The following is a 13,158-nucleotide window of genomic DNA, read 5'->3' on the forward strand; positions in this document are numbered from 1 at the left end:
GGTCTACTGCGGCGCCTCGCGCATCTCGACGTAGGCGCGCGCGCGCAGCTCGCGCAGCCACTCGTCGTAGGCCTCGTCGAACTTGCGCTCGCGCAGGATGTTGCGCGCCTGCTCGCGCTGCTGCTTGACGTCCAGCGTCGTCTGACGGCGCTCGGTCACCTGGATCAGGTGGACGCCGAAGCGCGAGACGATAGGCTCGGACAGGCCGTTGATCGGCAGCCGGTTCATCGCCTCCTCGAACTCGGGCACGAAGGTGCCGGGGCTGGTCCAGCCCAGGTCGCCGCCCTGCGGCGCGCTGCCGTCCTCGGAGTTGTCGCGCGCCAGCGCCTCGAAGCTCGCCCGGCCGCTCTCGATCTGCTGGCGGAAGCCCGCCAGCCGGGCCTGCGCCGCCTCGGTGCTGAGCTGCGCCGAGGGGCGCAGCAGGATGTGGCGCGCGCGCGTCTGCGTGATGCGGAAGGCGTCGCCCTCGCGCTTGTCGACCAGCTTGAGCAGGTGGAAGCCGGCGCCGGTGCGCAGCAGTTCGGGCGCCACCTCGCCGGGTTGCAGGCCTTTGACCGCCTCGACGAACACGTCGGGCAGGCGCTCGGCGCTGCGCAGGCCGATCGCTCCGCCGGCGGCGCGGTTGGCGTCCTCCGACAGCTCGCGCGCCACCGCCTCGAAGGCTTCGCCGACGGCGACGCGCTTGCGGGCGAGTTCGGCGCGCTCGCGGCGCCGCGCGGTCTCCTCGGCGCTCGCGCCGTCGGGCACGGTCACGAGGATCTGGGCGATGTTGTATTCGGCGCTGGAGCCCGCGGCCGCGCGGCGCTCGGCCAGCAGCGCGTCGATGTCGGCGTCGGTGACGCGGATGCGGCCCTGCACCTCGCGCTCGCGCACGCGCTCGGTCAGCAACTGGTCGCGCACGTTGTTGCGAAAGCGCGTGTAGTCGATGCCCTCCTTGCGCAGCCGCTCGCGCAGTTGCGGCATCGTGATCTGGTTCTGCACCGCGACGTTGTTGACCGCGCGGTCGAGCTCGGCGTCGTCGATGCGCACGCCGCTCTCGCGCGCGTGGGTGAGCTGCACGCGCTCGTCGATCAGCGCGTCGAGCAGCTCGCGCCGGAGCTGGTCGTCCGGCGGCAGCGTGGCGCGCTGGCGCGCCGCTTCGGCGCGCACGCGCTCGATGCGGCCTTGCAGCTCGGAGGCCGTCACCAGCTCCTGGTTGACGACGGCGAGGATGTAGTCGCCGGTGCGCGCCGGCGCGGCGCGTGTCTGCGCCAATGCGGCGGGGGCCGCGGCGGCGAGCAGGAGGGCCAGCAGCGCGGGCCGCCAGGCGAACAGGGCATGGGTCATGGGGTTCGGGTCGCGGCGGGAGTGGAGTTCTCCTCGCGCAGCAGCTTGTAGCCGGGGATATTGTCCTTCAAGACCTGCAACGGGTTGGAACCCAGGCGCGACAGGCCGACCAGCTCGAGCTGCAGCATCAGCCGCGTGGTCGCCTCGCTGCGGCCGGTCGACAGCCGTTCGGCGACGACGCGGCCGATCCAGCAGCCGGCGTCGTACTCGAAGCCCACCACCGAATCGGTGACGCGGCTGTCGCGCAGGCTGTAGTTGATGCGCCCGACGCTGTACCAGCTTCCCTTGCACTGGCTGCCGCCGCCGCCGGCCGCGGCCTCGGCCGGCGTGCGGCCGTACAGCGGCCATTGCCAGCCCAGCTCGACCTGCTCGGAGAGCTTGCGCGTCAGCCGGTAGGTGAGGCCGAAGGTGCGGTACGGCCCGGGCGAGTAACGCGCGCCCAGGATGGAGCGCACCGTGCGCTTCAGGTCGGGGCTGTACTGGATCGAGCCGTCCAGGTTCCAGCGCTTGGACAGCGTCGTCGAGCCGAGCAGCAGCACGTCGGAGAAGCGCTGCGTCAGCGGCTTGCAGTCGGGCGCGACGAGCGGGTCGGTCGAGTTGCTGCATTCGCCGGTGATGCGCTGGTCGCGGAACAGGTAGCGCTGCACCATGCCCAGGCGCAGCGCCTCGGCGCCGGTGGCGGGGTCGAGGAAGCGCGTGGTCACGCCGGCGGTGATCTGGTGGGCGTCGGAGACGCGGTCGACGCCCGAGAAGGCGTTCTCCGCGTACAGCGACTCGAAGTTGAAGTCGCGCTGCGCGGTGTCGAAGGCCAGCCGCGCGTCCTGCGCGCGGTACGGCGTGTTGACGTACATGAGGCGAGGCTCGAGCGTCTGGCGCACGTCGCGGCCGAACCAGTTGGCGTCGCGCTCGAACTGCCAGTGGCTGTCGACGCTCAGCGTCGGGATCACGCGCGAGACGCTGCGCCGCCCGGCCAGCGGCTCGTCGAGCGAATAGGCCGCGGCGTTGAAGGAGGCGCGCGGCGTCACCGTCCAGCCCGGCGTGCCGAACGGCCGCGCGATGCTGCCCAGCGCGTGCCAGCGCACGCCGGTCGGGCGCTGCGTGGCGCCCAGCGGGTCGGCCAGGCCGTCGGTCGGGATCGCGAAGCGGTTCAGCTCGGTCTCCAGCGCGAACTCGAAGCCGTTGCCGAAGCGCCGCGTGCCGCGCACGCCGACCTGCGGCGCGCGGTCGTAGGGCGCCTCGATGCGCGCGTCGGCATCCTGCAGCACCTGCCAGCGGTGCACACGTGCGTAGCCGCTCCAGCCGTCGAAGTCGCGCCGCAGCGCCGCGTCGGCCAGCAGCAGGCGCGGCGTGAGGCTGGGCACCGCGCTCGGGAAGTCTTTCCAGTAGATGTCGTCCGAGACGCGCAGCCCCTTCATCGAGAAGCTCGCGCCCAGCGGCAGCGTGCTTTCGTGCTCGAGCTGCAGCGCGTAGCGCGCGCGGCCGGCGAGCCGGTCGTTCGGCAGGCCGTGCAGGTTGATGCGCCCGTGGTAGCCAGGCTCGAGGTAGCGGAACTCCGCCTCGCCGCCGACGCCGCGCTTGGCCGAGACCATCGGCGTCAGCGTCGCGTCGCGGTTCGGCGCGATGTTCCAGTACCACGGCACCGAGAGCTGCAGGCCGCTCTTGCTGTCGATGTTGATCGACGGCGGCAGCCAGCCCGACTTGCGCTCGTCGGACAGCGGAAAGCTCAGCACCGGCGCGCCGAGGATGGGCACGCCGTAGAAGCGCAGCACCGCGTGCTCGGCGATGCCCTCGTTGGCCTCGAAGTCCATGCGCACCTTGTCGGTCGACAGCAGCCAGGCCGGCTCGCCGCCGCCGGGCTCGACCGGGCAGCTCGTGTAGGTGGCGCCGCTGGCCACCGCGCGCTGCTCGTCGATGAAGTCGATGCGGCGAGCGGTGCCGCCGGCGCCGGTGCGGCCGAAGTGGTACTCCGGCTGCAGGAAGAAGCCCTCGAAGCGCTGCACGTGAAGCTGCAGTTCGGGCCCGCTGTAGACGTTGCCGTCGCGGGTGATGCGCACGTTGCCGCGCGCGACGGCGAGATCGTCGGAATGCAGGTAGCTCAACTGGTCGGCGCTGAGCAGCAGGCCGCCGCGGCGGAACTCCGCCTCGCCTTCGGCGACGGTTTCCAGGTCGGGCCGGCCGCGCAGGCTGCGCGCGCGCAGGATGATGGGCAGCGCCTTGGCGGCCTCGCCGCGCGGCGGCGGTTTCAGCGTCGTCAGCGATTGCAGCGGCAGCGCGGGTTCATCGACGCTCGCGGCGCTTTGGGCACGCGCGCCCCCGGCGGCCGCAAGCGCCACGGCCAGCGGCGCGAGACGCCAGCGGCGGGAACGAAGCGAGGAAGGCGGGAGCGACACGGGCGGCGTGGACGCCGCGGAACGGCGGGGGCGGTTTGTAGAATGAATTATCCACGAGGCTTCCCGCCTCGCACCGCCCGCCCCGCCCGTGACCGCCCCTGTTTCCCACCCCCCCATCGCCTGGCACGACGAGGCGCGCCGCGCCGCGTTCGAACGCTGGCTGGCCGGCATCGCCCCGGCGCACCGCCTCGTGCCGGCCAGCCTGCGCAGCGCCTCCAGCGACGCCAGCTTCCGGCGCTATTTCCGCATCGACGCCGAGGCGGGGGGAGCCCACCCGAGCTTCATCGTGATGGACGCGCCGCCGCCGCAGGAAGACGTGCGCCCCTTCGTCGCGGTGGCGCGGCTGCTGCACGAGGCCGGCCTGCTCGCGCCGCAGGTGATCGAGCGGGACGAGGCTCGGGGCTTCCTGCTGCTCAGCGACCTGGGCTCGCGCCTGTACCTCGCCGAGCTGCGCGAAGCCGTCGAGCGCGGCGAGGCGAAGCAGGCCGACGCGCTGATGCGCGCCGCGATCGCCGCGCTGGTGCAATGGCAGTCGCGCGCCGACGCGAGCGGGCTGCCGCCCTACGACGACGCGCTGCTGCGCCGCGAGCTGGCGCTGTTTCCCGAGTGGTGCGTGGCGCGCGAGTTCGGCCAGTCGTGGAGCGAGGCGCAGCGCCAGCAGTGGGACGCCGCCTGCGAGCTGCTGGTGCGCAGCGCACTGGCGCAGCCGGTGGTGGCGGTGCACCGCGACTACATGCCGCGCAACCTGATGGTGACCGGGGCCGGCCCCGGCATCCTCGACTTCCAGGACGCGGTGCGCGGGCCGATCAGCTACGACGTGGCCTCGCTGCTGCGCGACGCCTTCATCTCCTGGGACGAGGAGCAGGAGGTCGACTGGGCGGTGCGCTACTGGGAGGCGGCGCGCCAGGCCGGCCTGCCGCCGGCCGACGACTTCGGCGAGTTCTGGCGCCAGCTCGAATGGATGGGCCTGCAGCGCCACCTCAAGGTGCTGGGCATCTTCTGCCGCCTGAAGCACCGCGACGGCAAGCCGAAGTACAGCGAGGACCTGCCGCGCTTCTTCGCCTACGCGCACAAGGTGGCGACGCGCTACAACGGCCTGGGTGCGCTGGCGCGCCTGCTCGAACCCCTGATGGGCACCGACCGCGTCGAGGCGTTCTACTAGCCGCCTAGTTGTCGGAGGTCTTCTGCATCGCGCGCTGGTGGCGCTCGATGAACTCCTGGTAGGTGTCGATGCCGCGCAGTTGCAGGATGGTGTTGCGCACCGCCGCTTCCACCAGCACCGCGAGGTTGCGGCCGGCGTCCACCGCGATCACCGCCTTGCGCACCGGCACGTCGAGGATCTCCTCGTACAGCGGCTCGTAGGGCAGGCGCTCGAACTCGCGGTCCATCGTCTCCTTGCGCACCAGGTGCACGATCAGCTTCAGGCGCATCTTGCGCCGCACCGCCGTCTCGCCGAAGATGGCCTTGATGTCCAGCAGGCCGATGCCGCGCACTTCGAGCAGGTTGAGCAGCAGCTCGGGGCAGCGCCCCTCGAGCGCGGTCTGCGAGACGCGGAACAGGTCGACCGCGTCGTCGGCCACCAGGCCGTGGCCGCGCGAGATCAGCTCCAGGCCGAGTTCGCTCTTGCCCAGGCCCGATTCGCCGGTCAGCAGCACGCCCAGGCCGAGGATGTCCATGAACACGCCGTGGCGCGTGGTGCGCTCGGCGAAGTGCTGGCCCAGGTAGCCGCGCACCACGTCGATCACGTGGCCGGCCGATTCGACGGTGGCGAACAGCGGGATCTCGGCGCGGTCGCACATCGCCACCAGCTTGTCGGGCGGCACCTGCCCGTCGGCGACGATCAGCACCGGCGGCTCCAGCGTGACGATGCGCGAGATGCGGCGCTCCACCACCTCGGGCGTCGCGTCGTTCAGGTAGGCCACCTCGCGGCGCCCGACGATCTGCACGCGGTAGGGGTGGATGTAGTTCAGGTAGCCGACCAAGTCGGCGGCCGACTGCGCGTTGCGCACCGCGGCCTCGTCGAAGCGCCGCTCGGGGTGCGCGTGGCCGGCGATCCACTCCCACTGCAGCGCCGGGCGGTGCTCCTCGAAGAGCGCCTCGGCGCTGATGACGGTGGGCTTCACGAGGGTCTCAGGCGACCGACTTGAGCGGTTCCCAGTTGGAGATCAGCTCGTGCACCTTGGCCGCCTCGGGCTCGGTCTTCAGGCGCTCGCGCAGTTCGCGGTCGGACAGCATCTCGGCGATCTCGGAGAGGATCTCCAGGTGCCGCTGCGTGGCCGCCTCGGGCACCAGCAGGAAGATCAGCAGCAGCACCGGCTCGTCGTCGGGGGCGTCGAACGGGATCGGCTGCTGCACGCGGATCACCGCGGCCAGCGGGTTCTTCAGGCCCTTGATGCGGCCGTGCGGGATCGCCACCGCGTGGCCCAGGCCGGTCGAGCCGAGCCGCTCGCGCGCGAACAGGTTGTCGGCCACGATGGCGCGGGCGATGGCGTGCTGGTTCTCGAACAGCAGGCCCGCCTGCTCGAAGACGCGCTTCTTGCTGGTGGCGTCCACGTCCACGAGCACGTTGCTGGCGGGCAGGATGGCGGCGAGGCGGTTCATCGGTGATACGTGTGACCCCGGGCTCGTGGCCGCGGCAGCCGCTGGCAATGCAGTTGACGGGATTATGAAGTCGCGTGCGGCATTCTGCGCCGGCTGCTGCGTCGCAGCAACGCGGCCGGGTCCGTGCACCCACGAAAAAGCGGCCCCGCGGGGCCGCTCGTTACAGGGGAGGGGCGCCGCGTCAGGGCGCCGACTCGGCGATGCGCTTGGCCGAGGCGTGGTGGTGATCCTGCACCTTGTCCTTGTGGCGGCAGACCTGGCGGTCGAGCTTGTCCATCAGCATGTCGATGGCGGCGTACAGATCCTCGTGCGACTGCTCGACGAAGATGTCCTTGCCCTTCACGTGCAGCGTCACCTCGGCCTTCTGGCGGCGCTCCTTCTCCTTCAGCTTCTCGACTGACAACAGCACGTTGATGTCCACCACCTGGTCGAAATGGCGCGTGACACGATCCAGCTTTGTGAGCACATACTCTCGCAGAGCCGGCGTCACTTCGAGGTGATGGCCGCTGATCGTCAGGTTCATGGGTACTCCTTTCGCAGGCGTGGGGAAGAGCTTGTCGAACCCAGTGTGCCCCCGTTGGCCGGGGCTGACAAGCCGCCGGGCGCGGGCGTGCGAGACCCCGCCTGCATGCGCTTGCCGATGCAATAATCGACAGTCGCTCATCCACGGAGTTCGACTTGGACGCGCCGCCTTTCCGGTGACCGTGCGCTCCACGCAGGGGCGCGGCGGTCACGAGCATTCCACCTGACGCTTTCTCCCCCGGGCCATGCTGGAGCCCCCATGCTGAACGTGTTCTCGCTGGCCAACGGCCGGCTGTTCCAGGAAGAGATCGAGAGCTTCGACGCGCTGGCGCGCGTCAAGCCGATCTGGGTCGATCTCGACGCGCCCACGCCCGAGGAAAAGGGCTGGATCGCCCGCCACTACGGCCTGACCATCCCGCAGGACGTGGTCGACGAGGATCTGGAGGAGTCCGCCCGCTTCTACGAGGAAGACAACGGCGAGCTGCACATCCGCTCCGACTTCCTGATCGACGACGACGAGCGTGCGCGCAACGTGCGCGTGGCCTTCATCCTGTTCAAGAACGTGCTGTTCTCGGTGCACGGCGAGGAACTGCCGGTGTTCCGGCTGCTGCGCCTGCGCGCGCGGCGCATCCCGGCGCTGATCGACGACGCCAAGGACGTGCTGCTCAAGCTCTACGACGCCGACGCCGAGTACAGCGCCGACGCGCTGGAGGGCATCTACGACAGCCTGGAGGCGATCAGCGAGCGCGTGCTCAAGCGCGACGTCAACGACCAGGTGGCCGCCGAGGTGCTGGCCGCGATCGCGCGCGAGGAAGACTTGAACGGCCGCATCCGCCGCAACGTGATGGACACGCGCCGCGCGGTCAGCTTCATGATGCGCAGCCGGCTGCTCAACGCCGAGCAGTTCGAGGAGGCGCGCCAGATCATGCGCGACATCGACTCGCTCGACTCGCACACCACCTTCCTGTTCGACAAGATCAACTTCCTGATGAACGCCACGGTCGGCTTCATCAACATCAACCAGAACAAGATCATCAAGATCTTCTCGGTGGCCAGCGTCGCGCTGCTGCCGCCGACGCTGATCGCCAGCATCTACGGCATGAACTTCCAGGCCATGCCCGAGCTGAACTGGCGCTACGGCTATCCGTTCGCGATCGGGCTGATGGTGGCCTCGGTGGCCGCTCCCTTCCTCTACTTCCGCCGCAAGGGCTGGCTGCGCTGAACCGGGCAGCCGGGGCCGGGCAAGAAGATTGCTGCGGAGCGCCCCCGGGCGAAGAGGGAGGAGGGAGGGAGGAGGAGAACCACCCGGGGATTTCATCCGGCCGAGGCCGGAAGGCTCCGCAACACAAAACCGTGGGCGACGCGGCGCGCCGCCCGAACACTCAGACACGGCCGGCGGCGCCGAGTTCCCTGGCCGGTTCGCAACCGGACGTGACGGCGTTCAGGTGGCGGCGAGCCGCCGCTCCACCTCGGCGACGAAGGGGCGGTCGAGCGGGTCGACCTTGCTGGCGAAACTCGTGGCGCTCGCGCCGTCGCGGGCGACCAGGTACTTGTGGAAGTTCCATTTCGGCCATTGGCCGGTGCGCCGCGCCAGCTCGGCGAACAGCGGGTTGGCCTCGGCGCCGGCCGAGGCGGCGACGCGCGACTTGGCGAACATCGGGAACTTGACGCCGTAGGTGCCTTCGCAGAAGTCGGCGATCTCCTTGGCGCTGCCGGGCTCCTGCTGGCCGAAGTCGTTGGACGGGAAACCCAGCACCACCAGGCCGCGCTCGCGGTAGCGCGCGTGCAGCGCCTCGAGCGACTTGTACTGCCCGGTGAAGCCGCAGAAGCTGGCGGTGTTGACCACCACCAGCACGCGGCCGGCGTACTGGCATAGGTCCTGCGGCTTTTCGTCCTGCAGGCGCGGGAAGCTGCGCGCCAGCAGCGGCGAGCAGCTCGCCCCGGCGGCGCGCGCCGCGCCGCTGCCGGCCAGCGCGGCGGCGATCAGCAGGCGGCGGCGTGGCAGGTCCATGCGTGCATCCTAGGCGGCGCGGCGGGCCCGTACAAGGCGCACGGGCTTTCAGTTGCGGTTGACGAGCACGATGCCGCCCGACACCGCGGCCAGCGCGATCACCAGCCTCGGCGTGATCGGCTCGCCCAGCAGCAGCGCGCCCAGCAGCAGGCCGAACACCGGCGTCAGCAGCGTGAACGAGGCCAGCCGCGTGGCCGGGTAGTGGCGCACCAGCCAGAACCACAGCAGGTAGCTGGCGAAGGTCACCACCACCACCTGGAAGACCAGCGACGCCCAGGTCAGCGCCGACAGCGTGGGCGCCCAGGGCTGGGCGCTCAGCGCCGCCGCCAGCGCCAGCGCCGCGCCCGAGATCGCCAACTGGTACAGCAGCGTCTTCTCGGCCGAGGCGGCGGCCAGCCGGCTGCCGCGGATCGCCAGCGTGGTCGCGCCCCACAGCACGCCGGCGGCGACGCCCAGCGCGTCGCCCAGCCATTGCAACTCGCCGGCCGCCGGCTGCGTGAAGCCCTCGGCGAAGCCCCAGGCGACGCCGGCGAAGGCGATCAGCAGCCCGGCCATCTGCAGCGGCTTGAGCTTCTCGGCGGCGGAGATGAAGGGCATGCCCAGCGCGACGACGAAGGGCGAGATGTAGATGAACACCGCCATGCGCGAGGCGGTGGTGTATTGCAGGCCGACGAAGATGCAGCCGAACTCGGCGGCGAACAGCAGGCCGGAGACCAGCCCGCCGCCCAGCGAGCCGTCCCTGGCGAACAGCGCGATGCCGCGCCAGCGCGCCCACAGGAACACCAGCGCCGCGCCGCCGAGCGAACGCAGCGCGGCCTGCGCCAGCGGCGGCACCTCGGCGATCGCCACCTTGGCGGCCACCTGGTTCAGGCCCCACAGGAAGCAGCACAGCACCAGCGAGGCGATCGCCAGCGTGTCGAGACGGGTCTTGCGTTCAGGGCTTGGCATGGTGGGCAGGGGAGGCGAACAACAGCGCGAGACGCGCGCACAGCAGCCCGCAGACGGCGCCGCTGGCATGGGCGAAGGGGGCGATGGCGATGTCCCAGCCGGCGCGCGCCTGCACCGCCGGGCCCCAGGGCGATTCGCCGAGGATCTTGAGCAGCAGCGCGGCCAGCAGGGCCGCGCCGACGAGCTGGCGCCGGCCGCGCTCGCGCGCCAGCAGCCACAGCGCCGCCACGGTCACGCCCGCGTGCAGCACGCCCGACAGCCCGCCGTAGTGCGGCAGGTCGGGCCGCAGCAGCAGGCCGAACTGGGTGAGCGGCCAGGCGGCCAGCCAGGCCAGCACGAAGGCGCGCGGCACGCGCGCCGCCACGCCCAGCGCGCCGACCAGCGCCGCGCCGGCGAGGTTGGCGCCCAGGTGCAGCGCGCTGTAGTGCACCGCCACCGCCGTCAGCGCCCGCCACGGCTCGCGCGCGGCCAGCGCCGGCTGCCAGTCGAGCGCGCTGCGCGGCAGCCACCAGCCGCCCAGCGCGGCCAGCGCCAGCACGGCCGTCAGCGCGAGCCAGCCGCGCGGCGCGGGCGCGTTCAACCGAACACCGTGCGCCACAGCGCCAGCACGGCGTCGCGGTGTTCGGCCAGCGCCTCGGGGTCGAGCTGCGTCGGCTGCTCGTCGAGCCGCGCGCGGTGCTGGGCGCGGCGCAGCTCGCGGTAGGCGTCGGCGGCGCGCGTGCCGACGCCCTCGGGCAGCAGCCCGGCGTCCTGCGCGCGCTGCAGCAGCGCGATGTTGCCCTTGTTGTCGAGCAGCCCGGCGTGCGCCGCGCCGTGCGCGAGCACCAGGTACTGCACCGCGAACTCGGCGTCGACCATGCCGCCCGGGCTGTGCTTGACGTCGAAGCGGCCCGCCGGCACCGGCCGCGCGGCGCGCAGCTTCTCGCGCATCGCGCGCACCTCCTCGCGCAGCGCGGCGTGGTCGCGCGGCGCGGCCAGCACCGCGCGGCGCACCGATTCGAAGCGCGGCGCCAGCTCGGCCAGCCCGGCGCACCAGCGCGCGCGCGTCAGCGCCTGGTGCTCCCAGGTCCACGCGGTGTTGCTGCCGCGGCCGCTCTGGTACTTCTCGAACGAGGCCATCGAGGTGACCAGCATTCCCGAGTTGCCGTTCGGCCGCAGCGCGGTGTCGATCTCGAACAGCTCGCCGGCCGCGGTGCGCAGCGTCAGCCAGCCGATCAGCTTGCGCGTGAAGGCGCCGTAGACCTCGGCGGCGCGCTCGTCCTCGTCGTCGTAGAGGAAGACGAGGTCGAGGTCGCTGCCGTAGCCCAGCTCCTTGCCGCCGAGCTTGCCGTAGGCGATCACCGCGAAGCGCGGCTCGGGGCGGTGCGCCTGCTTCAGGTGCTTCCAGGCCCAGGCGAGCGTCTGCGCCAGCGTCGCGTCGGCCAGCGCCGAGAGTTCGTCGGCCACTTGCTCCACGGTGATGTGCGATTCGACGTCGCGCACCAGCGTGCGGAACACCTCGGCGTGGTGGGCGCGGCGCAGCGTGTCGAGCAGCGCCTCCGGGTCGGCCTGGCCGGAGCGCTCCCAGGCCTGGTGGCGCGCCTCCAGCTCGGCGGCGAACTCGGCGGCGTCGAAGCGGCCGTTCAGCAGGCGCTGGTCGGCCAGCTCGTCGATCACGCCGGGGTGGCGCATCAGGTAGCGCATCGGCCAGCGCGCCAGGCCGAGCAGGCGCAGCAGGCGCTGCTGCACCTCGGCGCGCTCGACCAGCAGCGCGAGGTAGCTCTCGCGGCGCAGCAGCGGCTCGACCCAGTCGACGAAGCGCGTCGCCGCGTCCATCGTGCAGTCGCCGCGCTGCGCGGCCTGCGCGGCGCGCGTGATCAGCCGCGCCAGGCGCGCCTTGCTTTCCTCGCGCAGCGCGCGCACCTTGGGCTGCGCGCACAGGTGGCGCACACGCTCGGCCAGCGCCTCGGGCAGCCGCTCGGCGAAGGCCTCGCTGTCCAGCGCCGCGGCGGTGCCGCAGCCCTTGCAGCCGCCGGCGGCGCCGGCCGATTCGCGGCCGTCGTGCAGCAGCGCGTCGAACTCGAGCGCGACGAACTCGCGCGTTTCGCCCAGGCGGTCGAGCAGTTCGCAGGCGTCGGCGTCGCAGGCCAGGCCGAGGCTGCGGGCGATCCAGTTCAGGTCGCCGTCGGCGGTGGGCAGCAGGTGCGTCTGCTGGTCGTCGAGGTACTGGATGCGGTGCTCGACGCGGCGCAGGAACACGTAGGCGTCGGCCAGCCGCGTCGCGCTGTCGGGCTTCATCAGCCCGCTGGCGGCCAGGCGCGACAGCGCCTTGAGCGTCGAGCGCGTGCGCATCTCGGGGAACTGGCCGCCGCGCACCACCTGCAGCAACTGCACGATGAACTCGATCTCGCGGATGCCGCCGCGCGAGAGCTTGACGTCGTTGGCGCGCTCGGGGCGGCCGGCGGCGCGGCGCTGAGCCTCGTCGCGCACCTTGCGGTGCAACTGGCGCAGGCCCTCGAAGACGCCGTAGTCGAGGTACTTGCGGTAGACGAAGCTGGTGATGATGTCGCGCAGCGGCAGCGCGCGGCCGTTGCCCACGCTCGCGCGCGGCGCCACCACGCGGCTCTTCAGCCAGGCGAAGCGCTCCCATTCGCGGCCCTGCACCTGGAGGTACTGCTCCAGCATGTCCAGGCTCACCACCGGCGGGCCGGAGTTGCCGTTCGGCCGCAGCGCCAGGTCGACGCGGAACACGAAGCCGTCGTCGGTGGTCTCGCCGATCAGCGTGTACAGGTTGCGCGCCACCTGCGCGAAGAACTCGTGCGCGCTGACCGGCACGGCGCCGTCGGTCTGGCCCTCGTCCTCGTAGACGTAGACCAGGTCGATGTCGGACGAGACGTTCAGCTCGCGCGCGCCGAGCTTGCCCATGCCGACGACCCAGAACTCGATGTCGCCGCCGGCCTCGGTGCGCGGCAGGCCGTGGCGCACCGACTGCTCGGCGATCGCGTGGGCCAGCGCCAGGTCGAGCGTGGCCTCGGCCAGCTCGGTCATCGCCAGCGTCACGTCCTGCATCGCGCAGCCCTGCTCGACGTCGAGCACCGCCAGGCGCTCCAGCACGAGGTGGCGCGCCACGCGCAGCGCGCCGGCCAGCGGGCGGCCGCCCTCGCGCAGCGCGGCCACCAGCGCGACGATGGCGTCGCGGCGCGGCAGGCCCGGCGGCAGCAGCGCCAGCTCGCCGGCGTAGCGGCGCCGGATGCGCTGCACGAAGCGGCTGTGCCCGGCGTGGGCCGCCGGCGTCACGGGATGTTGCGAGTCCGGGGCGGAATGCGAGGCGGAACCCATCGTTTCGGTGGGGGTCAGTGTGCTAGATTGGCCCGCGCGCCG

At 72.0% G+C, this 13,158-nt stretch carries 11 protein-coding genes; 2 read left to right on the forward strand and 9 right to left on the reverse strand.

The genetic code is table 11. The features are described 5' to 3' along the window. Positions 1-3 precede the first annotated feature (3 nt). Both QM792_RS03235 and QM792_RS03240 read right to left on the reverse strand, forming a co-directional pair. Entirely contained in the window at positions 4-1,326 is a 1,323-nt protein-coding gene (locus tag QM792_RS03235) for a peptidylprolyl isomerase (RefSeq protein ID WP_415147743.1), read from the reverse strand. Beyond that, positions 1,323-3,659 carry an LPS-assembly protein LptD gene (locus QM792_RS03240; RefSeq protein ID WP_415147744.1) on the reverse strand — a complete coding sequence of 779 codons (2,337 nt, stop codon included), beginning with the start codon at positions 3,657-3,659 and terminating at the stop codon, positions 1,323-1,325. Before QM792_RS03240 ends, QM792_RS03235 begins: the two co-directional genes overlap by 4 nt. Before the next feature lie 145 nt (positions 3,660-3,804). On the opposite strand from QM792_RS03240, the gene QM792_RS03245 reads away from it, so the two are divergent. Further along, positions 3,805-4,878, forward strand: a complete 1,074-nt coding sequence (locus QM792_RS03245; RefSeq protein WP_415147745.1) for an aminoglycoside phosphotransferase family protein — start codon at positions 3,805-3,807, stop codon at positions 4,876-4,878. A gap of 4 nt (positions 4,879-4,882) precedes the next feature. Here the strand turns inward: QM792_RS03245 and hprK are convergent, their stop codons facing one another. From hprK to hpf, 3 genes are all read right to left on the reverse strand, one after another. Then, entirely contained in the window at positions 4,883-5,839 is a 957-nt protein-coding gene (hprK, locus tag QM792_RS03250; RefSeq protein WP_415147746.1) for an HPr(Ser) kinase/phosphatase, read from the reverse strand. A gap of 7 nt (positions 5,840-5,846) precedes the next feature. After that, positions 5,847-6,317, reverse strand: a complete 471-nt coding sequence (locus QM792_RS03255) for a PTS sugar transporter subunit IIA (protein WP_415147747.1) — start codon at positions 6,315-6,317, stop codon at positions 5,847-5,849. A 181-nt stretch (positions 6,318-6,498) separates the two neighbouring features. Beyond that, positions 6,499-6,840, reverse strand: a complete 342-nt coding sequence (hpf, locus tag QM792_RS03260; RefSeq protein ID WP_415147748.1) for a ribosome hibernation-promoting factor, HPF/YfiA family — start codon at positions 6,838-6,840, stop codon at positions 6,499-6,501. A gap of 258 nt (positions 6,841-7,098) precedes the next feature. Between hpf and corA the strand changes: the two genes are divergently transcribed. Beyond that, complete coding sequence (corA, locus tag QM792_RS03265; protein ID WP_415147749.1) at positions 7,099-8,061, forward strand: magnesium/cobalt transporter CorA; 963 nt, start codon at positions 7,099-7,101, stop codon at positions 8,059-8,061. Between the two features lie 219 nt (positions 8,062-8,280). Here the strand turns inward: corA and QM792_RS03270 are convergent, their stop codons facing one another. Genes QM792_RS03270 through glnE form a run of 4 tightly spaced genes read right to left on the reverse strand, consistent with a single transcriptional unit; the run spans position 8,281 to position 13,116 of the window. Next, positions 8,281-8,850 carry a glutathione peroxidase gene (locus QM792_RS03270; RefSeq protein WP_415147750.1) on the reverse strand — a complete coding sequence of 190 codons (570 nt, stop codon included), beginning with the start codon at positions 8,848-8,850 and terminating at the stop codon, positions 8,281-8,283. Between the two features lie 48 nt (positions 8,851-8,898). Further along, positions 8,899-9,798: a DMT family transporter gene (locus QM792_RS03275; RefSeq protein ID WP_415147751.1), complete on the reverse strand. Its 900-nt coding sequence runs from the start codon at positions 9,796-9,798 to the stop codon at positions 8,899-8,901. After that, on the reverse strand, positions 9,785-10,378 hold the full coding sequence (gene rrtA / locus QM792_RS03280; RefSeq protein WP_415147752.1) for a rhombosortase: 594 nt from the start codon (positions 10,376-10,378) through the stop codon (positions 9,785-9,787). Before rrtA ends, QM792_RS03275 begins: the two co-directional genes overlap by 14 nt. Next, a complete protein-coding gene (gene glnE, locus QM792_RS03285; protein ID WP_415147753.1) occupies positions 10,375-13,116 on the reverse strand; it encodes a bifunctional [glutamate--ammonia ligase]-adenylyl-L-tyrosine phosphorylase/[glutamate--ammonia-ligase] adenylyltransferase in 2,742 nt (913 codons plus the stop codon). The genes rrtA and glnE overlap by 4 nt, the downstream gene beginning before the upstream one ends. Between the last annotated feature and the right edge of the window lie 42 nt (positions 13,117-13,158).

Source organism: Piscinibacter sp., from assembly GCF_047600445.1.
Classification (GTDB): domain Bacteria; phylum Pseudomonadota; class Gammaproteobacteria; order Burkholderiales; family Burkholderiaceae_C; genus Piscinibacter.

Coding starts and splice junctions, on each gene's coding strand:
- QM792_RS03275 (WP_415147751.1), bottom strand. CDS start 9,798: ATGCCAAGCCCTGAACGCAAGACCCGTCTCGACACGCTGGCGATCGCC.
- corA (WP_415147749.1), top strand. CDS start 7,099: ATGCTGAACGTGTTCTCGCTGGCCAACGGCCGGCTGTTCCAGGAAGAG.
- glnE (WP_415147753.1), bottom strand. CDS start 13,116: ATGGGTTCCGCCTCGCATTCCGCCCCGGACTCGCAACATCCCGTGACG.
- QM792_RS03270 (WP_415147750.1), bottom strand. CDS start 8,850: ATGGACCTGCCACGCCGCCGCCTGCTGATCGCCGCCGCGCTGGCCGGC.
- QM792_RS03235 (WP_415147743.1), bottom strand. CDS start 1,326: ATGACCCATGCCCTGTTCGCCTGGCGGCCCGCGCTGCTGGCCCTCCTG.
- QM792_RS03255 (WP_415147747.1), bottom strand. CDS start 6,317: ATGAACCGCCTCGCCGCCATCCTGCCCGCCAGCAACGTGCTCGTGGAC.
- hpf (WP_415147748.1), bottom strand. CDS start 6,840: ATGAACCTGACGATCAGCGGCCATCACCTCGAAGTGACGCCGGCTCTG.